At 31.5% G+C, this 25,978-nt stretch carries 25 protein-coding genes; 10 read left to right on the top strand and 15 right to left on the bottom strand.

What is annotated here, in order from left to right; genetic code table 11:
* Positions 1–17: 17 nt before the first annotated feature.
* Both NMK29_RS22390 and mutY read right to left on the bottom strand, forming a co-directional pair.
* Positions 18–482, bottom strand: a complete 465-nt coding sequence (locus NMK29_RS22390) for a single-stranded DNA-binding protein (RefSeq protein WP_108804838.1) — start codon at positions 480–482, stop codon at positions 18–20.
* A 43-nt stretch (positions 483–525) separates the two neighbouring features.
* On the bottom strand, positions 526–1,578 hold the full coding sequence (gene mutY, locus NMK29_RS22385) for an A/G-specific adenine glycosylase (protein ID WP_108804837.1): 1,053 nt from the start codon (positions 1,576–1,578) through the stop codon (positions 526–528).
* Between the two features lie 131 nt (positions 1,579–1,709).
* On the opposite strand from mutY, the gene NMK29_RS22380 reads away from it, so the two are divergent.
* From NMK29_RS22380 to NMK29_RS22370, 3 genes are all read left to right on the top strand, one after another.
* Positions 1,710–2,000 carry an HU family DNA-binding protein gene (locus tag NMK29_RS22380; RefSeq protein WP_024768281.1) on the top strand — a complete coding sequence of 97 codons (291 nt, stop codon included), beginning with the start codon at positions 1,710–1,712 and terminating at the stop codon, positions 1,998–2,000.
* A 287-nt stretch (positions 2,001–2,287) separates the two neighbouring features.
* Complete coding sequence (locus NMK29_RS22375; RefSeq protein WP_027394791.1) at positions 2,288–3,826, top strand: Rne/Rng family ribonuclease; 1,539 nt, start codon at positions 2,288–2,290, stop codon at positions 3,824–3,826.
* A 57-nt stretch (positions 3,827–3,883) separates the two neighbouring features.
* Complete coding sequence (locus tag NMK29_RS22370; protein ID WP_108804836.1) at positions 3,884–4,360, top strand: regulatory protein RecX; 477 nt, start codon at positions 3,884–3,886, stop codon at positions 4,358–4,360.
* A 16-nt stretch (positions 4,361–4,376) separates the two neighbouring features.
* On the opposite strand, the gene NMK29_RS22365 is transcribed toward NMK29_RS22370, so the two are convergent.
* From NMK29_RS22365 to NMK29_RS22335, 7 genes are all read right to left on the bottom strand, one after another.
* Positions 4,377–5,762 carry a S41 family peptidase gene (locus NMK29_RS22365; RefSeq protein ID WP_108804835.1) on the bottom strand — a complete coding sequence of 462 codons (1,386 nt, stop codon included), beginning with the start codon at positions 5,760–5,762 and terminating at the stop codon, positions 4,377–4,379.
* A gap of 154 nt (positions 5,763–5,916) precedes the next feature.
* Complete coding sequence (locus NMK29_RS22360; protein WP_108804834.1) at positions 5,917–7,056, bottom strand: AraC family transcriptional regulator; 1,140 nt, start codon at positions 7,054–7,056, stop codon at positions 5,917–5,919.
* 68 nt (positions 7,057–7,124) lie between these two features.
* Complete coding sequence (locus tag NMK29_RS22355) at positions 7,125–7,991, bottom strand: cupin-like domain-containing protein (protein ID WP_108804833.1); 867 nt, start codon at positions 7,989–7,991, stop codon at positions 7,125–7,127.
* A gap of 57 nt (positions 7,992–8,048) precedes the next feature.
* Positions 8,049–9,152, bottom strand: coding sequence for a biotin synthase BioB (gene bioB / locus NMK29_RS22350; protein WP_108804832.1), 1,104 nt, complete (start codon positions 9,150–9,152; stop codon positions 8,049–8,051).
* Between the two features lie 102 nt (positions 9,153–9,254).
* On the bottom strand, positions 9,255–10,415 hold the full coding sequence (locus tag NMK29_RS22345; protein WP_108805466.1) for a beta-ketoacyl synthase N-terminal-like domain-containing protein: 1,161 nt from the start codon (positions 10,413–10,415) through the stop codon (positions 9,255–9,257).
* Positions 10,416–10,501: 86 nt separating this feature from the next.
* Positions 10,502–11,212, bottom strand: a complete 711-nt coding sequence (locus NMK29_RS22340; RefSeq protein WP_108804831.1) for a LytTR family DNA-binding domain-containing protein — start codon at positions 11,210–11,212, stop codon at positions 10,502–10,504.
* On the bottom strand, positions 11,202–12,311 hold the full coding sequence (locus NMK29_RS22335; protein WP_234424316.1) for a sensor histidine kinase: 1,110 nt from the start codon (positions 12,309–12,311) through the stop codon (positions 11,202–11,204). Before NMK29_RS22335 ends, NMK29_RS22340 begins: the two co-directional genes overlap by 11 nt.
* A gap of 190 nt (positions 12,312–12,501) precedes the next feature.
* Between NMK29_RS22335 and NMK29_RS22330 the strand changes: the two genes are divergently transcribed.
* Together NMK29_RS22330 and NMK29_RS22325 are read left to right on the top strand one after the other, a co-directional pair.
* Entirely contained in the window at positions 12,502–13,449 is a 948-nt protein-coding gene (locus NMK29_RS22330) for a hypothetical protein (protein ID WP_108804830.1), read from the top strand.
* A gap of 64 nt (positions 13,450–13,513) precedes the next feature.
* A complete protein-coding gene (locus NMK29_RS22325) occupies positions 13,514–13,951 on the top strand; it encodes a cytochrome c oxidase assembly factor Coa1 family protein (protein ID WP_108804829.1) in 438 nt (145 codons plus the stop codon).
* Positions 13,952–14,027: 76 nt separating this feature from the next.
* On the opposite strand, the gene NMK29_RS22320 is transcribed toward NMK29_RS22325, so the two are convergent.
* The 4 genes from NMK29_RS22320 to NMK29_RS22305 all read right to left on the bottom strand — a co-directional run bounded on the left by NMK29_RS22320 (position 14,028) and on the right by NMK29_RS22305 (position 17,987).
* A complete protein-coding gene (locus NMK29_RS22320) occupies positions 14,028–14,789 on the bottom strand; it encodes a hypothetical protein (RefSeq protein ID WP_108804828.1) in 762 nt (253 codons plus the stop codon).
* A gap of 116 nt (positions 14,790–14,905) precedes the next feature.
* Complete coding sequence (gene bioA, locus NMK29_RS22315) at positions 14,906–16,171, bottom strand: adenosylmethionine--8-amino-7-oxononanoate transaminase (protein WP_108804827.1); 1,266 nt, start codon at positions 16,169–16,171, stop codon at positions 14,906–14,908.
* Entirely contained in the window at positions 16,168–16,809 is a 642-nt protein-coding gene (gene bioD, locus NMK29_RS22310) for a dethiobiotin synthase (protein WP_108804826.1), read from the bottom strand. Before bioD ends, bioA begins: the two co-directional genes overlap by 4 nt.
* Before the next feature lie 14 nt (positions 16,810–16,823).
* Positions 16,824–17,987: a pyridoxal phosphate-dependent aminotransferase family protein gene (locus tag NMK29_RS22305; protein WP_108804825.1), complete on the bottom strand. Its 1,164-nt coding sequence runs from the start codon at positions 17,985–17,987 to the stop codon at positions 16,824–16,826.
* A 150-nt stretch (positions 17,988–18,137) separates the two neighbouring features.
* Between NMK29_RS22305 and NMK29_RS22300 the strand changes: the two genes are divergently transcribed.
* The 4 genes from NMK29_RS22300 (at position 18,138) to NMK29_RS22285 (ending at position 20,901) form a co-directional block, all read left to right on the top strand.
* Positions 18,138–18,659 (top strand): DUF2975 domain-containing protein, encoded by a 522-nt coding sequence (locus NMK29_RS22300; protein ID WP_108804824.1) that lies wholly within the window; start codon positions 18,138–18,140, stop codon positions 18,657–18,659.
* A gap of 2 nt (positions 18,660–18,661) precedes the next feature.
* On the top strand, positions 18,662–19,180 hold the full coding sequence (locus tag NMK29_RS22295; RefSeq protein WP_108804823.1) for a DUF2975 domain-containing protein: 519 nt from the start codon (positions 18,662–18,664) through the stop codon (positions 19,178–19,180).
* Between the two features lie 2 nt (positions 19,181–19,182).
* Entirely contained in the window at positions 19,183–19,386 is a 204-nt protein-coding gene (locus NMK29_RS22290; RefSeq protein ID WP_027394774.1) for a helix-turn-helix transcriptional regulator, read from the top strand.
* 201 nt (positions 19,387–19,587) lie between these two features.
* The gene (locus NMK29_RS22285; protein WP_108804822.1) at positions 19,588–20,901 is read left to right on the top strand and encodes a metallophosphoesterase; all 1,314 of its coding nucleotides are present in this window, start codon (positions 19,588–19,590) and stop codon (positions 20,899–20,901) included.
* Between the two features lie 125 nt (positions 20,902–21,026).
* Here the strand turns inward: NMK29_RS22285 and NMK29_RS22280 are convergent, their stop codons facing one another.
* Positions 21,027–22,367: a DEAD/DEAH box helicase gene (locus tag NMK29_RS22280; protein ID WP_108804821.1), complete on the bottom strand. Its 1,341-nt coding sequence runs from the start codon at positions 22,365–22,367 to the stop codon at positions 21,027–21,029.
* Positions 22,368–22,433: 66 nt separating this feature from the next.
* On the opposite strand from NMK29_RS22280, the gene NMK29_RS22275 reads away from it, so the two are divergent.
* The gene (locus NMK29_RS22275; RefSeq protein ID WP_108804820.1) at positions 22,434–22,982 is read left to right on the top strand and encodes a GNAT family N-acetyltransferase; all 549 of its coding nucleotides are present in this window, start codon (positions 22,434–22,436) and stop codon (positions 22,980–22,982) included.
* On the opposite strand, the gene NMK29_RS22270 is transcribed toward NMK29_RS22275, so the two are convergent.
* Entirely contained in the window at positions 22,960–25,812 is a 2,853-nt protein-coding gene (locus NMK29_RS22270; protein WP_108804819.1) for a S9 family peptidase, read from the bottom strand. The genes NMK29_RS22275 and NMK29_RS22270 overlap by 23 nt on opposite strands.
* Positions 25,813–25,978 lie beyond the last annotated feature (166 nt).

Genomic DNA, 25,978 nt, shown 5'->3' with positions numbered 1-25,978 from the left:
CGGTTTAGTTAAACATATTAAAACGGAAGATCATCTTCTTCCATTTCTGTAGATGGGGATGATATTGATTGTGTTGCACCAACTGAAGGATTTGCATTACCTACTGGCTGACTACTTGCAGTCGTTTCAGATTGTTGTCCTTCCGTTTTTGGAGTCAAAAATGTAAAATCAGTACACTGTATCTCTGTACTATATCGATCTTTTCCTTGTTCGTCTTGCCATTTTCTAGTTTTAAGACGACCTTCGATATATACTTTATCTCCTTTCTTTAAATATTTTTCACATATTTCGGCTGCTTTATTACGCACCACAATATTATGCCATTCTGTAGAAGTAACTCTCTCTCCAGTGGTTTTGTTTACATAAGAATCATTAGTTGCCAGTGGAAATCTACCAATACAATTTCCTCCTTCAAAATAATGCATCTTTACTTCATCTCCTGTATGACCAATAAGCATTACCTTATTCAACGTTCCAGACATATCCTTTATTATTTATAGTAAATGTAATAAAAAAGCATCATACCTAAAAAAAGCTATCTATAAAATTACCTAATAATATAGGAACTGGATATTCACGAATATTATCTATTTTAATCTGCTCTAATTCAGCATCGATTTTGGGCTTTTTATTGGTTTTTATGATATAAAATCGAGTATATAAGTGCTGGTGCGAAAGTTTGTGTATTTTAAATGTTTCTTCATAGCAAGTGATATCATAAGATACATCTCCTAACAAACTTTTAAATAAAACATTTTCTTTTATATAATCAAGGTCTACGTCATTCTCGCTTTCTATCAGTGGAAACTCGTATAAATTCTGCCAGATACCTTTGCCTGTTCGCTGTTTAATAATAGTATATTGATCACTGACAGAAAATATCAGGTAATTAAAATATCTTTTCTTGACTTTAGTTTTTTTCAATTTAACCGGTAATGATGTAACTGTTCCTTTATTTAATGACTCACAACTATCATTTAATGGACAAACGATACAATATGGATTTTGTGGTTTACACTGCAACGCTCCAAATTCCATAATTGCCTGATTATAGGTAGCGGGTTGCTCTGGATCAATTAACTCAAAAGCAATTTTCTTAAACTCTTTAATTCCTTGAGTACTATTAATAGGAGTGTCAATATTAAAATATCTAGATAAAACGCGATATACATTACCATCTACCACAGGAACCACTTCATTATAACATATAGAAGCTATAGCACTGGCAGTATAATCACCCACACCTTTTAGTTTTAATAAATCATTATAATTAGAAGGAAAAACACCATTAAGCTCATTTGCTATATATTTTGCAGTGGTATGTAAATTTCTGGCTCTGGAATAATAACCTAATCCTTGCCAAAGTTTTAGCACTTGTTCTTCTTCTGCATTTGCTAAATCAAAAACAGTAGGATACTGATCGGTAAATGACAAATAATATGGCAATCCTTGTGCAACTCGCGTCTGTTGAAGTATGATTTCGCTTAACCAAATGTGATATGGATCGGTTGTTTCTCGCCATGGCATCGATCTTTTGTTTTGTAAGTACCACGTAATGAGTTTTTTATAAAAAATCATATGAAAATTGTAAGTTTTGTAAAATTAAACCTTTAAAAGATGATAATTTCATCTTAAGTATTGATATTTTGGATTTTAAATTGCTATATTTGCCCCCTTGAAAATTTAAAAACCCCTAAATAGGTAATATAATGACTAAAGCAGATATTGTAGCAAAAATTTCAGAAAAACTAGGAATTGAAAAAGGAGATGTTCAGGCAACTGTTGAAACCTTTATGGAAGAAGTAAAAAGTTCTTTAGAGAGCGGTGATAATGTATACCTTAGAGGTTTTGGTAGCTTTATCATCAAAACAAGAGCTGAAAAAACTGGCCGTAACATTTCTAAAAACACTACAATCAAAATACCTGCACATAATATTCCTGCCTTTAAACCGGCAAAAGTATTTGTGGAAGGTGTAAAAACTAACGTAGAAGTTAAGTAACAATTAATAATCAATAAATAGACGCACTATGCCAAGTGGTAAAAAACGTAAAAGACACAAGGTAGCTACGCACAAGCGTAAAAAGAGAAGAAGAGCTAATCGCCATAAGAAAAAGTAGTTTTCTAACTACTTTTTCTATTTAAGAATGTTCTTTGAAATCGAAATAAAGTATCTTATATCACTACCTTTATAAGACTTTGTTTCAACGGAATTATAAAATTCCTGTGAAAAAATTTGTTTAATCCATCTGTCTCGAACATATCGAGGTGGATAAAAATCTAATCAGAGTGAACAAAGAATTGATCATTAGATCTGGTTCCTCTACTGATTTTGCCTTATTAAAAGATGGAAAACTAATTGAATTACATAAGGAAGAAGACGACAGCAATTTTGCAGTAGGTGATATTTTTATTGCCAAAATCCGTAAAGCTGTTCCAGGTCTTAACGCCGCATTTGTAAATGTGGGTTATGAAAAAGATGCATTTCTGCATTACCACGATCTGGGCCCTCAAGTATCTTCTTTACTTAAATTCATTAAACGTGTAAGCACAGGTAAATTAAAAGATTATTCTCTTAAGAATTTTCCTTTTGAGAACGATATTGATAAACACGGAGTTATAACCGATGTGTTAAAATCAAATCAATCGCTATTAGTACAAATAGTAAAAGAACCTATTTCTACAAAAGGCCCTCGAATTAGCTCAGAGCTTTCGATTGCCGGTAGATATATTGTATTAGTACCTTTTTCTAACAGAGTATCTATTTCTCAAAAAATAGAATCATCAGAGGAGAAAGAACGTCTAAAAAGACTCGTAAAAAGTATTAAGCCAAAAGGTTTTGGAATTATTGTTCGTACTGTAGCAGAAGGCAAGAAAGTAGCAGAACTAGACAGAGATTTGCAAAACTTGGTGGGACGCTGGGAGTCTATGTGTAAAAAATTATACAAAGCACCCCATCCATCAAAAATTTTAGGTGAAATGAATAGAGCATCCTCTATATTAAGAGATGTTTTTAATGACACCTTCACTTCGATCGTTGTAGATGAAGAAGATCTCTACAACCAAATCAAAGATTATCTGCAAGAAATTGCACCAAAAAAAGAATCTATCGTAAAGTTACACACGTCTAAAGTACCTGTTTTTGAAAAACATGGTATCGAACGACAAATCAAAACAAGTTTTGGTAAAACGGTATCCATGAGTAAGGGAGCCTATCTTGTAATCGAACACACTGAGGCAATGCATGTCATTGACGTAAATAGTGGAAATCGATCTAACAAAGCCAAAAACCAAGAAGACACTGCACTAGAAGTCAACCTAATCAGTGCATCCGAAGTAGCACGCCAACTACGTCTTAGGGATATGGGAGGTATTATCGTAGTCGATTTTATAGACATGAATAATGCTGATAACCGCAGAACACTTTTCAACCACTTACGTGAAGAGATGAAAGACGACAGGGCAAAGCATAAAATTTTACCGCCAAGTAAGTTTGGCCTGATTCAAATAACGCGACAGCGTGTACGACCAGAAATGAATATCAAAACCCGTGAGGAAAATCCTAACGGAGGAAATGGCGAAGTTGAGGCGCCAATAGTTTTAGTAGATAAAATAAAGGTCGATTTAGAAAAATTAATTAAAAAAGAACATAAAAAGTTAACGCTTAGCGCGCACCCTTTTATTGCAGCTTTTTTAACTAAAGGATTTCCATCCGCCCGATCTAAATGGTTCATGGACCATAAAAGATGGGTAAAAATTATACCTAGAGACGCTTACACGTATTTAGAATATCATTTCCACGATAAAGACGGAGAAATGATAAAATAAAATGAAACCCAGCTTACATTGTAGGCTGGGTTTTTTTTGTTTGTTATATTTGTAATAATGTACCATAAAACACCCGAAGCAATTACCGTTACAGAAGCAATTAAAAAAATGGAGCACTACTGTGCTTATCAAGATCGTTGTCATAAGGATGTTTCTCAAAAACTTAATACTATGAAACTGATTCCTGAGGCAAAAGAAAAGATCATTCTACACCTTTTGGAACATAATTTTCTTAATGAAGAACGTTTTGCTAAAAGTTTTGCAAGAGGAAAATTCCGAATTAAGAAATGGGGTAAACAACGAATTATTAGAGAATTAAAATTCAGACAAATATCCGAATACTGTATTAAAGTAGCGTTAAAAGAAATCTCTGAAAATGAATACCTGGAAACTTTTCATGATTTGGCAGAAAAGAAATTTAATTCAATAACAGATTCGGACACCTTCAAAAAAAGAAAAAAGCTAATTGATTATCTTCTCTATAGAGGGTGGGAAAACCAATTAGTTTTTGAGAAAGTTAATGAGCTTTTTTAATCACAAAAAATATCACTTAGTTACGATTACTCAGTAATTCAACAGCTCTATCTATTCCACTATCTTTTTCTTCTAAATAATCATCATTTGTGAATAGAGGAACTCTGTTTACTTCAAGAGGTCCTACTCCAATTGACTCGTATATTACTCCTTGAGCATCACTATATATTTCATTAGATAATCCGACAAATGCTCCGTTTGGTAATGCGTGAACCAAAATATCAGAAAAAACTCCATTCGTGTTATCACCTACAATAGTAACATATGGCAAATCTTTCAGACAAAGAGTAAAAATTTCTGCAGCACTAGCGGTTAATGGACTTGTTAGTAAAATAATCTCATCAGTGAACTGAAAATCTCCTTTAGGGCTAACCGAAACGGAAGTCGTTTCTGTAAAACTATCTCCTAACCTAGCTTTCTTAGAAAATGCAGATCTTTCTTGATCCATAAATCTAGATGCTATCTCTACAGAAACCATATCATATCCTCCTCCATTAAAACGAACATCTATTATGAGTTTAGAAACTCCGGAGTTTTTAAAATCATCCATCATTTCATTCAAAACAGTATTCAAAGTCTGTAACTCTGTACTTTCATCGTCACTGTAGCCTTGCATTCCTAAAACATTTATATAACCAACATTATTATTAATTATACCCCAAGCAATATTTCCACTCTCATCTAGTTCATATTCTCCACCAAGGTATTTTAACCCGATAACCTCTAACCGCTGATTATAAAGCGCATTATAAGTTTCATCAGAATCTATAATTAAATCTCCTGTTAATCCTGCATTTAATCGCTCTAATAAATTGGGTAAACCAGCATCTATACTAATATTATTTTCTTCATCATCAATTGCAACATGACCATCATTTAGCAATAAAACTAGTTCACCAATAATTTGATAAAAATTTTCGGAAGTTACTTGTTCGCCTAAATCTTCGTACTGTGACCAATCCACATTTCTTGTTTCAAAAAAAGCATAATAATCATTAAAGATATTCCAGAAATGATCAAAATTAACTTTTGGATCATCCGTCTCCGAAATCTGATCAGCTAAACAAAATTCATTTTGATTCTCTAACCTTATAAATTTAATATCTGAAGCTATTAATTCTGATCTCCCAATCAGTTCATTATTATTTAGCACCTCTAATTGAAGACCTGCTAATTCTTCTATTTTAAAATTATCATCCGCAATTGAACAACCAGAAGTATTTACATTATAAAGGATGTCTTCATCATCTGTAAATTCAATCACATACCCTTTATCTTCTGATAACCAAAATCCATTTATAGTATCTTCTTCAATTATTGGAGTGTCATCATCTGATTTACATCCAACAAAAAAAATCATAATTAACACTAAGAAATACTTTTTAAAAAAATCTAAAATCATAACATTACGTTTTAAGAATTATATCACTATTGACAATTAAACAATCAATCAGTTGCATCAGATTAATCCATGAATCAAAATGAATTGATCCAACCTTTGATTTGATTCAAAACTAGATAGCTAATAAAAAAACGATGTTCGGAATTATTAAAATTTAAAAAAACTGTACCTTTTTATGATCAATTTTAAACTGGTTAGGAGTTAATCCAGTTTCTTTTTTGAAAGAAGTGTAAAATGTAGATTTAGCTTTGAATCCTGCTTCTAAACCAATTGATAATAAACTATATTTATCAAACTCTTCATTAAGTATCATCTCCTTTACTTCATTTACACGATACGAATTTATATAGGCGGTAAAATTCTTTTTAGTAACATCATTCACGATCTGAGATAGATAACCTGAGCTTATATTTAAAATTTGTGCAACCATCTCTTGATTCAAATTAGGATTTCGATAGATATAATCTTTTTCCAACAAATTCTCTAGCTTTTGGAAATATATATTGTCTTTAGAAAAAGAAAGTTCAGGAGTTGAAACTTTAGGGTTTTTAGGCTCTAGAGTATCTTCATTAAAATTGACATCACTATTCTTAAAATTACTTATTTTCAAAGAGTAAATCCCATTATATACAATCCAAAATATAAAAAATGAAGTAATAGTGCATATAATAGAGATGCCTATATCGTAGCCTATATTAAAAATCATATCAGCAACGTCTATTAAGATCCAACAAGTAACTAATGAAACCTCATATATACATAATTTTTTGAGCCATTTACCACGTATTTGGTTGGTATATTTTTTATGTTTAAGAATATTATAAGCCCAAATAGCGATTACAAAATTATAAGAATAATATCCGAATTCTTGCAGACCAAAAGCCCATTCATACATTAATGCTTGATCAGATAAAAACGATATCTCCCATTTGTAAATGTGTTCTAAATTATAAACTACATTTAAAATCACGGAAAACATAAACGGAATGTACAACCAATTCCATTTTCTCTCTACCATAAAATCTTGATCAATTGATTTTAATATATATATGAAGAAAAAAACTGGGAATAAGAATATCCATTCTATATCATATAAAATTAAAAACTCTGGATATTGTTCATATACATTTAAGGCATCTAGATATACATTAAACATCAAGAATGCTAAAATCAAGATTGAATACCCTAAATATTTATTAGTGGAACTTTTAAAATAAGGAGAAAACAAAATCGCAATACCGAAAAGAAATCCTTGCGAAACACTTATTAATAGAATAATATTCACAAATTCCATCTAGAAAGATTTATGATTTCTAATAATAAAGACAAAAAGAAATTAAAAGGGTTGCAAGCTTTCTATAATTATAAACTATTCTTTCTATTTGTTCTTTTAATAGCCAACTCATTTTTACGATTCATCCATTTCTGACCGCCAATCCTTCGCATAACATTATCGAAATGGCGCATAAAAAAAATGTTGTAAGCTGCTTTATTCATATTCCCAAATCTGGTTGCCATTGCCCGGATACTCATAGAAAATCCAGGAGTAATGTAGGTCATTTGATGCCAATATCCTTCAGGCATATACAACGTTTCACCGTGTGTAAGATTTGTAATATAACCATGCGCTTTCTTAAGAGCAGGCCATTTTTCTAAATCAGGGTTAGTGAAATCAATATCTTGGTGTGCTATTAATGCATAAGGAACCTTATACAAATACTTAGTCTCTGAGGGAGGAAATAATATACATTGTTTTTCTCCATGAAAATGAAAGTGAAGAATATTTCCTAAATCTATATCATAATGCATAAATACTTTAGAACCTCCACCACCGAAAAACAAATAAGGCATTTTTTTCAGTAATCTTAATCCTATTTCAGGATACTTATAATCCTTTCTTAGTTTAGGAACTTCTTTCAATAAATTATATAAGAAAATTCTATAATTTGTTGGTTCCTTTTTTAACAGATCCACATACTCATTCATTTTCATGCTAGTATGGGGTTCATTAAATTTAAATTCAGAGTTTATCGGTCTATCATCAAACAAAGGTACTTCCTTATCTCCTGCAACTTCATTTATATAATCTAAATTCCATTTTTGATACGCTGGCCAATCTTCAATTAATCGTTCAATCACTACTGGTTTTTGAGGTATAAAATAATCCCTCAAAAACTCTTCTTTAGTAATTGTCTTTACCCTCGATATTTGCTCTAAATTTAATCCCACTAACTAAAAAATAATTCTAAAACCCTATCTTTCAAAGTTTTAATAAACTCAAAAAAATTATTTATTAAGTAAAGCTTCTTTCCCTTTTTGTTTAGCAAGTTCATTCTTTTCAATGATATGCTCTGGTCTAGACCATTTAGGTTTTTCTCCTTTAGTTTCAAACTTAGAATCCTCTGCTTCCACTGTATCTGGTTGTGCTTTCTTTACAAATGGTTTCTGTGGATTTAATCCTAATTTTTTAAACATTTCCATATCCTGATTCACATCTGGATTAGGAGTTGTTAACAACTTGTCTCCTGCAAAAATAGAATTGGCTCCTGCAAAAAAGCACATCGCTTGTCCTTCTCTACTCATTTCTGTTCTTCCTGCAGAAAGTCTAACTTGTGTCTGTGGCATAACAATTCTGGTAGTAGCTACCATTCTAATCATATCCCAAATTTCAACAGGTGTTTGATCCTCCATTGGAGTACCATCAACAGCTACAAGTGCATTAATTGGCACAGATTCTGGTTGCGGGCTTAATTTTGCAAGTGCCACTAACATACCGGCTCTATCTTCTGTTTTTTCTCCCATTCCGATAATACCACCACTACAGACAGTAACGTTCGTTTTACGAACATTATCAATTGTTTTTAATCGATCTTCGTAACCTCTGGTAGAAATTACTTCTTTATAATATTCTTCTGATGTATCTAAATTGTGATTATAAGCATATAATCCTGCTTCTGCTAATCTCTGAGCTTGATTCTCCGTTATCATACCTAACGTACAACAAACTTCCATCTCAAGTTTATTGATAGTTCTTACCATCTCCAATACATTATCAAACTCTGGTCCATCCTTTACATTACGCCAAGCAGCTCCCATACAAACTCTAGAACTCCCAGAAGCCTTAGCTCGAAGTGCCTGTGCTTTTACTTGCTGTACACTCATTAAATCATTACCTTCTATATCCGTATGATATCTTGCTGCTTGTGGGCAATACCCGCAATCTTCTGGACAACCTCCTGTTTTAATAGATAGCAATGTAGAAACTTGAACTGTATTAGGATCGTGATATTCACGATGTACAGATGCTGCTTCATAAAGCAACTCCATTAATGGTTTATTGTATATATCTAATATTTCCTGTGATGTCCAATCGTGTCTAATAACGCTCATAAATCAATGGTATGTGAATTTTCAAAAGTAATTGTTTAAAATCAAAAAACACAAATTAGCTTTATCAAATTCGATAGTTTTAATAACAATCTATATTCACTTTTATGGTAGTTCTAACAAAATACTTACCGCATTTCCTCCAAACCCTACAGCATTTACCATAATTTTATTCAACTTTTTAGGAATTACTTTATGATTTACATAAGGGACTGATATAAATTCCTGATGTTTCATCATTAAAACAGCTAACTCCATGCTTAAAATTCCACTCGCTCCAAATGTGTGACCAATTTTCCATTTATTGGTTGTCAACGCAGGAACAGCTTCTCCAAAAACAGCGTTTATTGCATTATATTCTGCTTGATCTCCTTTTACAGTTCCAGGAGCATGTAAAACTATTGCGTCAACATCTTCTACATTCGTTGTTCCTATGGCCATCTTCATTGATTTCTGGAAACAATCGGCATTTGTAGATATGGATATATTATGCGTTAATGATTCTGTAGCATATCCAATTCCCGTAATCAAAGCAATAGCATTTTCTGAAATTCCATTTTCTAAACAAGCCACTCCTGCGCCTTCTCCCAAAAACATTGTATTTCTAGTTTTATCCCAATTCATAGCCTGACAAGGATAAGAATCTTTAGTTTCTGATCCATAAATTTTTAAAGCTTTCATCTGGGCGATAGTAAAAGGAGTTAAAGGAGCTTCACTACCACCAACTAAAAACTTATTACTTAAACCAGATTGTAACCAAGCAACACCATTTAATACTGCGTGTAGTGCTGTAGAACAGGTAATGGAATGACTTATATCTGGCCCATTAGATCCCAAATCCTGGGCAATCCAAGAAGATACATTACCCAATGTAGTAGTTGGAGAACTTAATGTAGAGGATTGATTAGTTTCTATAAATTCTTTATGATATTTTTCAAAAAGACTCGTTGCTCCTCTAGAGGATCCAACATTAATTCCAAAATCTACTTCATCTCCCCAATTCGCATCCTTTACAGCATTTCTTGCTGCGAATAAAGCAAACAAAACGGAATCATCCAAAGAAGCGTATTGAGAGTTCTTTTCCTTAAGTTTTTCTATTTCTTTTTTGGACGTTGAATTTAATTTTGCAACTGGCGCAATACTTCCAGCAAAGTCTTCAAAAGTAATCTGATGTGATGATTGTTTATATAAGTTCCAGATCTCCTCAGATGAAATTCCTAGAGGGGATATAGATGAAATTCCAGTTATCGATATTGGGTTTTTCAACACTTAATTTTTGAACAAATGTAGGGGTTTGTTCTCGCATGTTCAACTGTTAATTTATTAATTGATATTGGATCGTAATTATTAAATTACTTTTTGATTTTTAGATTAGAATATACTTTTTCCTTATAACTAATGCCAATAGGAATTTCTATAAGACCTAGTTCTATATCATGCTGAGTATAGGCAGTTATTTTATCTAAGTTAATGATGAAAGATCTATGAATTCTTAAAAATGATTTTTCGGGAAGTACTTTTTCAAAATCACTAATTTTATATTTCGTTTGTATCTCTTTTGTATCCGTATATATTTTTATATAATCCTTGAGACTTTCTACATAAATAATGTCGTCAGGATGTATTTTATGATATTTATTTCCAGTTTTTACAAGTAAACATTCTTCTGTAGATTCCATATTTTTTTTAGAAAACGAAAACGGCTCTTGCTCATTTCTAAAAAAACGTTCTATTGCTCTAAAAAATCTTTCGAAAGTAATAGGCTTCAGTAAATAATCTAAAATATCTAAATCATATCCCTCTAACGCATATTCTCTATATGCCGTAGTAATGATAGTTTTTGGAGGTGTTTTTAAGATTTTTAGAAATTCTAATCCTGTAATATTTGGCATTTTTATATCTAAAAATAATAAATCAACCTGCTCTTTTTTTAAAACCTCCAACGCTTTGATTGCATTATTGCAAGTAGCAACTATCTCTAAAGAATCTATTTTGGAGATATGATTTTCTAGCAATCGTATTGCCAGCGGTTCATCATCTACAAGTAAACATCTAGTTTTCATCAGTAATTTCTATTTTCAACTCTACCACAAACAAACCTTTTTGGTTGCTATTTATTTCTAATTTATATCGGTTATCATATAATAAATCTAACTGCTTTTTGATATTGGCAAGTCCAATTTTCTTTTTTTGACTATCGTCTGGGACAGCATCAACGGTATTAGAGATATTAAATATAAATAATTCATTAGTATAACTAATCAAAATATCGATCTTAGGAGAACCACTATCTTCTCCTGCACCATGCTTAAAAGCATTTTCTACAAAAGACAGCAGAATCAGTGGTGCTATATTTATATCTTTTTCTATATGTTTTTCTAGAGTCACTTGTAATCGATCATCATACCTCAACTTTTCTAATTCTATATAGTTTTCTAACATCTTTATCTCACCTCTTAAAGAGCCATATTTATCAGTACATCGATATAAAATGTAATCTAGAATCTCAGATAATTTTTCAATAGAATAGGCTGTTTTTGAAGAATTTTCTAATGCTAAAAGGTAAATATTATTCAAAGTGTTAAACAAAAAATGTGGGTTTAGTTGTGCTTTTAATAAATTTAATTCTGTCTCAATTTTTTCTTTATCGATTTGTAACGTTTTTTGTTTAGTCTCCATATAATGAATAAAGAATTTTATAAAAAGAAACCCTAGTACCACAGCATAAATAGGAGTGAAGTATTCTGATAATAATTTCTTCCAATCCAATACTATTTCTACTAAAGATTCTTGTCTATAAGGCAACGTTCTAGTAAGGGTTTCTGAAACATGAATAATTAAATATCTTGCTAAAACAATAGTAACGTATACAATCAGAAACAGAAATAATATATAAAGGAACTTCTTACTACTAACGATATATTTTGGAATCCAATAATATGCTAAAAAATAGGATCCGATTAGTTGCGGAATTAAAAGACATATCTGACGAACCCAAGATGTATACAAAGTATGCTCATCAAGAATTCGATCCCTTGCGATAAAGCTTAAGACTACTACAACCCAAAAAATCAAATGCCTTATCCATTCCTTTTTCTGTATTCTTACTATTAGTTTTTCTAAAAAGATCCAATCAAAAATCATATAATCTAAAATAATCATTATGTCTAGATTATTTTTAATTCTCGACGAATAACTCCATAAAACTAATGAATTGTAGAGTTTTAATGACAAATACAATTGGGCTTTGAAAACTACTTTTCTAGGCATTTAATTATCTAAGCAATCGACATCAAAAAATAATACACAATAAATTTTCAATTTTTGATAAAACATTAAAATTTATATCAAAATGAAACGAATAGTATACATTATAATTTTAGCTTGTGTATCTTTTACATTTGGTCAAAATAAAGAAATATCTATCCAAGAAGGTTCCGGAACATTTACCGTTAAAGGAGGTAAAGGGAATGAAAACAAAATTATTACGGTTCATTATTACAAACCAAAAACATTTAACTCTTCATCAAAAGTCTTATTAGTGATTCCTGGGTCTGGCAGAAATGGTGATAGTTATAGAGATAGTTGGATTGAGGAATCTGAAAAGCACAATATTCTAATCTTATCTCCCAGTTATCCTGAAAAAGAATATCCTTATGAAGATTATCATCTAGGAGGAATTGTCAAAGATGTAAACACCCGGGAAAGCATATCTTTCATCAAAAATACAAATCAGGTTTTTCTTGATGAAGACAAAACTTCTATCAAACTAAATCTAGATAAAACAACATGGATATATCATGATTTTGATACCATATTTGAATTAGCAACAACTGCCCTAAATAGTTCTCAAGAAAGTTATGATATATTCGGGCATTCTGCGGGAGGACAGATTTTACATCGATTTGCTATTTTGCATACCAAATCGAAAGCAAATAAAATAATTGCTGCAAACTCTGGTAGCTATACATTAACCGATTTTGACACAAAATATCCGTTTGGCATAGAAGATCTTAACCTTTCAAAACAAGATTTAAAAAAAGCTTTTTCTCAAAAACTAGTAATTTTTGTTGGCGAATTAGATAATGAAAATGAAACTGGCGGAATTTTACTGCGTTCCAAAACTGTAGACAAACAAGGATTACATAGATTAGCAAGGGCAAAGTACTTTTTTAAAGTAGCCAAATCAAAAGCCGAAGAAATGGGGTATCTATTTAATTGGGAACTAAAAGTAATTCCTAATGTTGGTCATAATATGAGAAAAATGGGCAACGCGGCAGGAAACTATCTTTATGAATAAATATATCTTGTAACAAAACAACAGAAATTCCTACCTATAGAGTAACCAAAAAGCACTTTATAATATGGAAGAACAAACATCTAAAAAAAGTTGGTTTAGCAGAAATTGGCCTTGGGTAGTACCTGTAGGAGGTTGTTTTACTTTAATCGTTATTTTTTTTGTATTCCTAGGCTCAGTTGTCTTCGGAGTTTCTAAAGCTTTTACAAACTCTGGACCTTATCAAGACGGCCTTTTAAAAGCACAACAAGATGAGTATATCGTACAAATGTTAGGAGAACCAATAGAAACTAATGGTATAATGAATGGTAGCTTAAAATTTGAAAATGAAGAAGGTTCTGCCGATATTTCTATCCCGATCAAAGGTCCTAATGGAGAAGCTAGAATATACATTGTTGGTACTAAGCAAAATGACACTTGGACATATTCTGAACTATATGTAATACTAGAAGAAACAAACGAACAAGTCGATTTATTGTGGGGAAAAGGATCCGAAGAAAATTAACCCAAAAAGTATTATAAAAAATAAGAGGACTCTTTTTCAAGAAGTCCTCTTATTTTTTTGAGTAGTTTATACAAGATTATTGCTTATAAATATATGTTAATGTATATACTAAAGACAACTCGTCTTCATCAATCACTGTTAATGTTGCAGAAGTCGGATAATTATCTGCATCATATACGTATTCAATTTTAAGTTCACCAACAACTTCACCGTCTTCATCCTTGTAAACAATAGATTTAATATTATTTAAAGGAAATAGTGCACGCGCTCTAACAATTTCGGGACTTTGCGGCATCATACTAAAGTTTAATTGAACTTTATCTAAAACTTCAATTAAACCGGCAGCTTCAAACGTATAGAAATAAGGGTTTGGTGTAGCATCATATGTAATTGTTGCAATATACTCTTCTATAGTTTCTTCATATTCTCCTGTAGTTTGATTATACTCATAATACTCCTCGAGTACACTAATAGAAATCGGATTTCCACTAGTATCATATTCCAATACATCTCCTGTTTCAAATGCATCATATGGATCTTGATATAATTCACTTAAACTAAAAGGATCACCATCTCCTGTAATCGTTGACAACTCATCGTTTTCGTGTAATAAAACAGCGGTTTCGATTCCGTTAGATGCACTTGTTACTTTATTATTGGCATCGTAGTTCACTGTAAACACTTGATCTTCTTCGTCAACTTGCGCAGGGTTAAATTCAACGGTTTCTATTAATTTTTTTGCAGTATCCCCGTTGGCATTATCAAATTCATCAGAGACAGAATCACTATCACAACTTGCAAAAATTGTAATCGCAGATAGAAATAAAAGTTTTTTCATTATTAAATGGGTTTAATTATCCTCGCTATACGCGAAGTCGATAGTTAGTGTCTTAAAAGCGATATTTGTTACCCTAAAATTTGATCAAATTTTATAGTTATTTTATAGCTATCTGTTTACAAAGAGTTTAAAGCAGAAATAATTGTATCATAAATTTTATCTAACTGATCTTTCTTAATAACATAAGGCGGCAATAAATAGATTGTTTTCCCTAACGGACGAAGACAAACCCCATTTTTCATAAAATGATCAAATATTTCATATCTTTTTTTACCATAACGATCCATCTCTACGTCTAAATCTAGCGCATAAATAACTCCCTTTTGTCTGGTAGTTTTTACCTTAGAATGGTTTCGTATGATAGCATCAAAGTCCTGATGTGATTTAATAATGGTATTAATATTATGCTGTATTTCTTCGGATTTTAAAAGTTCTATTCCGGCTATTGCAACAGAACACGCTATTGGATTAGCGGAGTATGTATGTGCATGAAAGAATGCTTTACCAACAGAATCGTCTAAAAATGCATCATATATATTTTGAGTACAACTAGTAACAGCCATGGGCACAAAACCAGCAGTTAAAGCTTTAGACATAGAAATAATATCAGGCTTGGTTTCTATATATTCCGAGGCAAAGTCTTTTCCGGTCTTACCAAAACCTGTCATCACCTCATCAGCGATGGTAATGATATTATTCGCAGTACAAATTTTTAGAATTTCATTAAGATATTCTGCATCGAACATATGCATAGCATTAGCTCCTTGTACAAGAGGTTCATAGATAAAAGCAGCTACATTATATGAATTGATAATCTCTAGTAACTTTTTTATTACCTCATCAAAATTTTCTTTGTTAGGTGTTGGAATTCGTTGTACATCAATAAAAAAATCCTCAAATGGGCCATTATAAACAGATAGGCCTGATGCAGACATTGCTCCAAATGTATCCCCATGAAACCCATCCTGAAAAGCAATAATCGTATTTCTTTTTTCTCCTTTATTAAAATGATATTGCAATGCCATTTTAATCCCTACCTCATTTGCTGTAGATCCATTATCAGAGAAAAATATTTTTTCTTGATTATCTGGTAATATATCAATCAGTTCTTCAGAAAGTTTAATTGCAGGTTCATGTGTAAATCCTGCAAAAACAATCTGATCCAAGTTACGCATTTGATTATTTACTTTTTCGATAATATAAGGGTTACAATGCCCATAGATCGCAGTATACCATGAAGCAATTCCATCAATATATTCTTTTCCTTGATCGTCATATAGCAAAGCTCCTTCTGCTCTTACTATAGGCAATGCATCTGGATGAATTTTATGCTGTGTTAATGGGTGCCAAAGATGTTTCTTATCTCTTTCTTTTAAATTCATAAAGCTTCTAATTTATCCTTAAAAACGGATGCATACTCTTTTACCACCATAGTATCAAAATAAGGTTCATTATCTATTCTGCCTATAATTTGAGTGCCTGTCATTTTCTGAATAATATCTTCTGTAGTTACGTGCTCTTCTCCGCTAAAAATAATTACTGGATCAAATCCTTTTTCTTGTAATAATTTTACTGTTAGCAATGTGTGATTTATACTGCCTAAATAATGTCTAGAAACTACTATTACCTTATAATCAGAATTTATAAGATCTAGAATAGTTTCTTTTTCATTAAGAGGAACTAATAACCCTCCTGCTCCTTCAACAACAATATCATTATTAGTTTTCGGTAATTTTACTGTCTTTAAATCTATTGTAACTCCATCAATTTCTGCTGCTGCGTGAGGACTCATTGGAGTTTGCAGTGCATAACTATTTGGATAAAATTTTGAAGTAGTATTAGACACTAATTCTTTTACTTTATCTGTATCCGAATATGTAAGGTCTCCTGCTTGAACTGGCTTAAAATAATCTGCTTCTAATGCCTCTACGACTATAGCCGATACAATCGTTTTTCCGACATCTGTTCCAATACCTGTAATAAATATTTTTTTTGAATTTGTCTCAGAATTACTAGACATGATATGATGTGTTTTTAATTTTTGGTAAAGGTAGCTAACAACTCTAAAACTTCAGCAAGTTCTTCTTTCGTATTATAACTATGGAGACAAAATCGTAATCGTTCTTTTCCATCGGGAACTGTAGGCGACAAAATGGGCTTAACATCAAAACCTCTTTCCTGTATTTGCGATGCAATCTTTTTTATCTTCTCATTACCAGAAATAATGCAACAATGAATTGCTGAATTACTTTCTATAAAAAGAGATCGCTGTTTTGTTTCCTCCAATTTTTGTTGAAAAAATAATATGTTCTGTTTTAACTTTTCAATTTCTAATGTTGTCTGAAGTTCTATCAAAGCAGTCTGAATTGTAACTAAAGAATGAGGAGGTAATCCAGTAGTATAAATAAAACTTCTGGCAAAATTTACCAAATAGCTTTTCAACTCCGAAGATCCCAATATAGCTGCACCATGACAACCCATCGCTTTACCGAATGTATGTATACGAGCAAATACGCTATCTTCCAATCCTAATTGTTGGACAAGACCAACACCATTATCTCCAAAAACTCCTGTAGCGTGAGCTTCGTCAATTATAAGCTGACACTTATTCTCTTTACAAAATGTACTAAAAGCACCTAGATCAGGTGTATCTCCATCCATGGAAAACACCGATTCTGTAACAACATACACTTCTAAAGGTTCGCTACTACTTTTTTTATTCTCCCTAGTTTGTTGAAGCCTTTGTTTTAAGTCATCTATATCATTATGATTAAATTTATAAGACCTAGCATTACTCATCTTTATTCCATCTCGAATAGAAGCATGTATAAATTCATCGTATAAAATGATATCGCCTCTTTGCGGAACAGATGAAAAAAAACCAACATTTGCGTCATATCCAGAATTAAAAATCAAAGCAGCTTCGGCATTATGAAAAGTGGTAAGCATTGTTTCCGTTTCAACATATAATGGGTGGTTCCCAGACAATAATCTAGAACCTGTAGCACCATTTTGATGAATCCCTTTTTCTATTAATGATTTATGAGTATTATCAAAAATTAACTTAGAAGAAGAAAAACCTATATAATCATTCGATGCAAAATCTATTACCGCAGCTTGTTCAGAAAGGCTGCGTAATGCCATATTATCTTCTCTATCCTTAAGTCTTTTCTCAAGTTTTTTTGGAAAACCATTCATGCCGTAAAAATACAATAAAATGGAACCATTAGAATTATTCTAGCTTATACTTGTAGTTTTGAAAAACAACAATTAAGTATTCTTTATTGATAAAAAATTATTGTTTTTCAATAATTTTTATATATTTGTTATCGTAAAACGATAATAACTATGGAAACAAAACAAATTACAACATTAATGAAAATAGTATCTTGGATATTATTTATTGGCTTATGTATCAAACTAGGAGCCTTACTAATATCTGGAGGAATTAGTCTATTAATAAACCCAAAAGCCACAGAAAACTTATATCTAAATATAGACTTATCTAATCTTTACGAATCTTCTGTTAAGTACTATGTTTTTGTGTTATCATTAATTATTTCAGTAACTGCTCTAAAAGCTTATTTGTTCTATTTAGTAATTAAGATTTTTTCAATAATTGATTTTGATAAACCCTTTACCAAAGTTGTAGCCAGATTAATTTCTTCTATTAGTTATGTATCCTTATGGACAGGTTTATTAGCATATATAGCAAATCACTATTGCAAGTGGTTACTAAAAAAGGGATTTATATTTGAATTAGACTGGGGAAGTTCTGAATTCCTTTTCATGGCTGGAATTATTTTTATTATTGCATTCATCTTTAAAAGAGGAGTAGAAATTCAATCCGAAAACCAATTAACTGTATAATTATGGAGCTAAAAATGTTTGGAAAAAAATCCCTATCAACTGTATTATTTTATAGTACACGATTAATAATGATGGGGTATGGAGCTTTTCTACTATTTCTAATAGTATCCTTAGTAAGTAATAATTTTATTATCACGGAATCAGATGAATTGCAGATATACATCCCTTTTACGAATTCTATGATAAAAGGAGGTTATAATACAATTACATTTATAGGTGTTTTCTGTTTTCTAATACTATATTCAGCTTTTTTCTTGGTACTATCTTTGATTTTTAAAACATTTAGTGCTAAAAAACTTTTTACAGAAGAAGCTATAAAATACTTGAGATGGTTTACCATATTAAATCTAATTTTACCCATAGCTTATGTAATTATAGGAATTCTGATAAGCAACAAAATTGTTTTTAACGATATAACTCCTGGACTACTACACTTGGGATTAGGTGTTTTTGCAGCATTTATTGCTACCATATTCAAATTAGGTTTTACACTACAAGAAGAAAACGAACTAACAATATAGCTATGCCAATAATTATAAATCTAGATGTTATGCTCGCTAAGCGAAAAATGAAAAGTAAAGAGTTGGCAGAAAAAATAGGGATCACTACAGCCAATCTATCTATTCTAAAATCAGGAAAAGCCAAAGCAATACGTTTTTCTACATTAGAAGCAATCTGCGAGGCATTAGAATGCCAACCGTCAGATATTTTAGAATATCAACCTTAACGTTTTCAAAACCAATCATTGTAGCATCAATTAAACGAAATCAATCACTTTATTACTAAGTTTATTCTTAAGTACTCCTATTTAAAAACCGTTTCTACAACCAAAATTTTATAGAGTCCACAGGATTCTAGCTGTCAGTTTGTTGAGCTTACAAAAAGCCTCGATAGGCCACTCTTTTGTCTTATTTTAAAAATTAAACTCATGAAAAAATCAAAAAAAATACGTGTATTCATTTTTTATCCAGTGTTAGGTATAATTCTAATTATGCTCACTCTTATTATTTATAAACTCAATCAAAGTTCGGTTTTCTTTTCTGAAAACGGAGTCTATACTTCGCTTCAAGTTCCTATAAAAGAAAAATTTATAGATATAAACATAAACTTGTCCGGTACTGCTGATTCTACTAGTTTCACTAAGGATTTTATGGAAGGACCAATAGTTACTTACAATAAAAATCAAGATATATCAGTAGATTGGTTTTATAATGGTAATGTATACCATAAAAATTATAGTAACAGTATTAAAAAATTTAGCATAGATACAGGAGATAAAAAACTAAATTTCATGTTACCAAATATCAACAAACCGGTTACTGAAGTAAACAATACACCTAATAAAATTGTATTTATAAGTGATATTCATGGAGATCACACATATATGGATTGTACCCTAAAAAATCTAAATGTTATTGATTCTGATGGAAATTGGAACTTTAACAAAAATCATTTAGTAATTGCAGGTGATATGGTTGACCGTGGTAATGAAGTCAGCAAAGTCTTATGGAAAATAGTTGCTCTATCAGAACAAGCGAGAGCAGCTGGTGGTATGGTACATTATCTTATTGGAAATCACGAACAATATATTCTTAAAGGAAATTTTAGTCGAGTAGATCCTCTTAACCTATATGCAATAGAACAAATGATGTCTTTTAAAGATGCTTATTCTGATAAAACCTATTTAGGAAAATGGTTAAGAACTCGACCCGTTATTGTTAAAATTGGTTCTATGATTATTACCCATGGCGGAATAAGTCCTGATACTGCCAACAAAAACTTTAGTCTACAACAAATTAATCAAGCAATGTGGGATTATTGGGAAAACAAATCAGTAGATGATAGCCTAAAAGAGGCTATTTTAGGAAAAACAGGTGTTACGCAATACAGAGGTTACGTTAGACAAAACGACGAAGTTAAAAAAGCAACTCCGCAACAAATCGATACCATTCTTGAGACCTATAATGCATCCCAAATTATAGTTGGACATACAAATGTTGCGAAAATCAAACCTCTCTATGATGGAAAGGTATATGATATTAATGCTATCGAGACATCTTCTGAAGCTTTAGTTTTTGAAAAAGATACCTTAAAAGTTGTTGATATTGGTATACTTAAACAAGAACACACTTATGATATGTATCAAAGAGATTTTTCTTTTGGTAAAATAAATGATTGGAAAATGATAACATCTACAATAGGAAATATTATTAGACTTTCTTCAATTAGTCATCCATATTAAAATCCACACAATACATCCTTTGATCTCCCTTAATGAAAGGTAAGATTGGTATTACATCGTTATAAAAAAAAGAAACTGTAATTGTATAGATAAGCTAGTTACAGTTTCTTCCTATATTCTAATAACTATCGTCTTTTCTTTTTAGGTATTTCTGTTTTTAGAGAGACTGTATTCATTTTTTCTTTCAAATGATTAGCTAGTATTTTCTCGATCAATTCTTCTTTTGTAAGATGATGAAAAACAGTTTTGATTTTTTCTTTAAACTCAGCCGACACATCATGATTGGGCTTAGTTTTAAATATTTTCTTAGCCCACAAAAGTGTATTATTCTCTTCTATACTTTGCGGATCTGCCTTTTTGAATTTCTTAAATGTAATTCCTAATTCTTCTGTAAATTCGGCTAAATCCTCAACTTCTTCTTTTTGTAATACCGTTAATGAAAGTCCTTTGGCTCCAGCTCTTGCTGTTCGTCCACTGCGGTGTACATACGTATCATACACATCCGGTAAATGATAATTCACCACATAGGATATCTCTTTTACGTCGATTCCTCTAGCGGCTAAGTCTGTAGCGACAAGAATATCAATATGACCTTCTCTAAATTGCCCCATTATCCTATCACGTATAGGCTGTGATAAACTTCCGTGAAGTGCCCCAGAAGAGAACTTATTAATTGCTAAGTTTTTTGCTAATTTATTAACTGCTGCTTTCGTCTTACAGAAAATAATCCCACGCTCTCCTTCTTTAGAACTAAGAAAATGCATGAGAACTTCTAATTTCTCTATAGGTTCTACGACCACATATTGATGATCGATTCCTTGATGACCAACCGTTTCCATATCTGCAGTTACCTGAATCACATGTTTAGACATATAATTCTGAATCAATTGCTTTATCGTTCCTGGCATTGTTGCAGTAAACAAAATAGTCCTTCTTTTTTTTGGTAAGACTGCAACGATTTCATCCAATCCATCTTTTAAGGAGCTAATCATTTCATCGGCTTCATCAAGAATCAAATAATCAGCAGCTGTGATATCAATTTTATCACGCTTTATTAAATCAATTAAACGTCCAGGAGTCGCCACTACGATATGAGTAGTATTTTTTAAACGTTCTATTTGTGGTTTAATAGGAACCCCTCCACATACAGAAGCGATTGATATGGCAGGTAAATAGGTAGAAAAAGACACTAAATTATCATAAATCTGTTGTCCTAATTCTCTTGTTGGAGCAAGGATTACCGCCTGAACTTTTGGAGTATCCAAATCAATCAATTGTAATAAAGGCAAACCAAAAGCTGCTGTTTTTCCTGTTCCGGTCTTTGCTAATCCTACAAAATCATCTTTCTTTTGTAACAAAACAGGAATTGATTTCTCCTGAATATCCGTAGGAGTAGAAAATTGCAAGTCTTCTAAGCTCTTTTGCAAAGGAGCAGCAACTCCTAGATTTAAAAACTGATTTGACATAAAAATATTTTGGTCAAAGATAGGAGTATAATACTATCTTTATATCTAAATTCTAAAGTTAAAAAGATGACTATTCAACATCTAATATACACTACCGTAACATCTCATAAGGAATTGGAACAAATCCTTTTACTACAACAAAAAAATCTTACTACTTCAATTTCCTCAGAAGAGAAGAAAAAAGAAGGTTTTGTTACAGTAGAACACGATTTTAACATCTTAAAAAAGATGAATGACCAACAACCTCATATTATTGCTAAAGATCAGGATAAAGTTATTGGCTATACATTATGTATGACTTCGAACTTTGGAAATGATATTGAAGTTCTTAAACCGATGTTCAAAAAAATTGAAAGCTCATTAGATCAACCAAACAAATATATCGTCATGGGACAAGTTTGTGTTGATAAAGAGTATCGCGGCCAAGGTATTTTTAGAGGTTTATATCAACATATGAAAACCAAACTACAGAATACATACGACCTTTTAATTACTGAAGTAGCTTCAGACAACATACGCTCCTTAAACGCTCATAATGCTATAGGTTTCAAAACACTACTAATTTATGAAGCTGACCAAATATCTTGGCATATTATCTATTGGAACTGGGAGTAATTTTTTGTACCTCCACAGGTTTTTCATCTAAATCATACCCAAGATTTTTTCCTTTATCAATCCTAGGAACACCTTTTGTCATCCATGTTGGCACTGGTTTATCTTGTAAATAATAATCGAAGAATTGCATCATTCTAATAGATAAATCCTGTCTATTCTTTTCTTTTCTAAGATTATGCGCTTCATCATTATATACCAACAACCAAGCAGGTTTTCCTAATCTACGCATACCCATAAACATTTCTATACCCTGATAATAGGGAACTGCTCCATCTTTATCATTATGCATCATAAGTAAGGGAGTTTCTATTTTAGGAATTCCAAATAACGGAGAGTTTTCGATATATAAATCAAACCCGTCCCATAAATTCTTTCCAATTCTACTCTGAGATCTTTCATACTGGAACGCTCTACTCAGTCCAGATTGCCATCGAATTCCTCCGTATGCAGATGTCATATTACTTACTGGAGCTCCTGCCATTGCCGCTTTAAACTTATTAGTAACAGTTACTAAATATGCCACCTGATATCCACCCCAACTCTGACCTTGAATTCCTATGTTCTCACTATCTACATAACCTAATTTCTCTAAAGCTTCTACTCCAGAGACTACACAGTTATACGAACTTGGACCAGGTTTTCCATCCTCATACACAATATCTGGCACAAACATGATATAATCATTACTTACTAAATATGATGGATTTACGATAGAAGCACTTGGTCTAGGTGTATAATATGTTCTATAACTATCGGATCTCTTTTCATAAAAATAAGTAATAAGAGGATACTTTTTAGAGGGATCAAAATCTTCTGGTTTATAAATAATTCCATCTAGTTTGGTACCATCATAAGCTTTCCAACTAAAAAGCTCTGCAGTACCCCATTTAAATTCTTCTTTCTGAGGATTAGCCTTTGTTATTTGGGTTATACTTTCAAAATTATTATTGGTATAATGTAGATCTTGAAACGTATTAAAATTTTGTTTCCTAAAAGTAATAACTTCTCCTTTTTTTGCTTTGTTGTATTCATCTAAAAAGAACTCAGTAGGTTTAATTTTTTCAACTAATTTATTATCTCTCAAAACATATAACCCAGAGGATTTAGTAGTCTTATCAAAACTTGTAATCAATAAATCTTGACCAGAATAAGATGCATTATCTCGATTTTCAGAATCTAACCTTTCTGTTCTATATTCTATGTTCTTTTTCCTACCAATGGCAGTAATATTAATAGGCTTAGTTTCTCCAGACATAGAAACCTTCCAAATATCAAATTTATCATAAATTAATCCATTCCCGTCTTTATCAAAACCTCCAAAACCATAAGGATAGGGTAGCATTGGATGATCGTCATCTTCGTCATAAAAAGCAACTTTTACTTTTTCTGTAAGATTAACTTTATTTAGAGTAGATAATTCCAAGGAAAACCAATGCTTCTTAAAAATATCGTAATATAATGCATACCTCCCATCTGGGGACAAAAAAGGTCGTAAAGCAGTTTTGGTAAGTCCTAAACGTTTTTGACCTGTATATGTATCTATAACATAAAAATCTCTGGTCCAAGGCAATAACCAAGAACGCTCACTATCATAAGGGGATCCTGTAGCTCCTAATATATATTTTTGCTGTTGATCTTTATCGAAAATAAGATCCTCAAATGTATCATCCTGTATATGTACTACAGACGATTTCTCTGTATCATAATATGATATAAACGCTCTTTTTTTTAATTCCTCAAACCGTGCATTTTGCTCAGGCTGTATCATTTTATCTTTCCAGTTCCACACATCTACTTGCGGAATTTCATCTTCTAAAAGTGTCGTATCCTGATTAAATTGTACTTTAGGTTTAGAATAAAAATAAAGTCTACTGCCATTTTCAGAAAAGAAGGGTGTCTGGCCATCTTCTAACTCCCAATTGTTTCTCAGATTTTTTCCTAAAACATCTACTAAGTCTGTTAGCTTTTGGTTTTTATAATAGAATAACTCATACTGCAAAGAATCTACGTGAGTGGAATCTTTAGCAGCTATAAATGAAAAATGTTCTCCACTCTTATCAACCGATAACTTATTATAAATATATCTAGTAGAATCTATCAAAAACTTGGATTTAGAAACAATATCATATTCAAATACTCCAATATCTTTTTTCTTTTTCTTTTCGTCTTTCTTTGTATAATAGAACTTTTTTCCCTTCTCTGAAAGTACAAAATCTTTGATCTGCAAAATAGTATCTTGCTGTCTAGTGTTTAGATCATATACCAGCGCATAATTCTGCTTAAATGCCTTTCCTAATTTAAGTTTTACAGTATCTTTTGCTTTAGCCTTTAGCGTATCTTTTTTCTTTTTTTCTGGTTTCTTATTCTTAAACTTTTCTATTACCAGCCAACCATTAGAATCATCTGGAACTTTATAAGAGCTTACTCTTGTAATAGAATCATAAATTTTATTGGCTTTTACATCGTAAACAAAAAGATCATCTTTTGTAGTTTTATCCTTCTTTAATTTTTTCTTTTTCTCTTTTCGAACAGTTTCATACTTCGGTTTTCGTTTAAAAACTACAAAACTCTCATCCTCTGTGATCGAAGAATCATATCCGTTAAAAAAAGTGAATTTTTTATTACTTTCTGTATTATAAATCTCTATATAGCCATCTCCTCTTTTCGTAGCGGTCTCAATCACGGAAACTATTAATTTCCCTGAATTAGAAATTTTGGTATCAGTAATACTCTTCCAAAAATCATAATCATCATGGGTCAAAGATCGTTTCTGAGCAAAAATCAATGTTGTAAAACTGAAAAAAAATAGAGCAATTATGTTCTTAATCATTACGTTTAGCTATGTTTTCCCCGAAATGTATAAAACGTTTTACCTACAAATAGCTCTTTAACATAATTTTATACAAAATTCTTACTATAATCTAATTTTTAATCAATTATAATATAAAAAAGGAGCCAAGTACATCTATGCTTTGGCTCCTCTATATAAATTCAAC

Origin of the sequence: Aquimarina sp. Aq107, from assembly GCF_943733665.1 — a bacterium.
Taxonomy (GTDB): domain Bacteria; phylum Bacteroidota; class Bacteroidia; order Flavobacteriales; family Flavobacteriaceae; genus Aquimarina.
The sequence above is the reverse complement of the archived record's forward strand: the minus strand, read 5'-3'. Positions and strand labels throughout refer to the sequence as shown.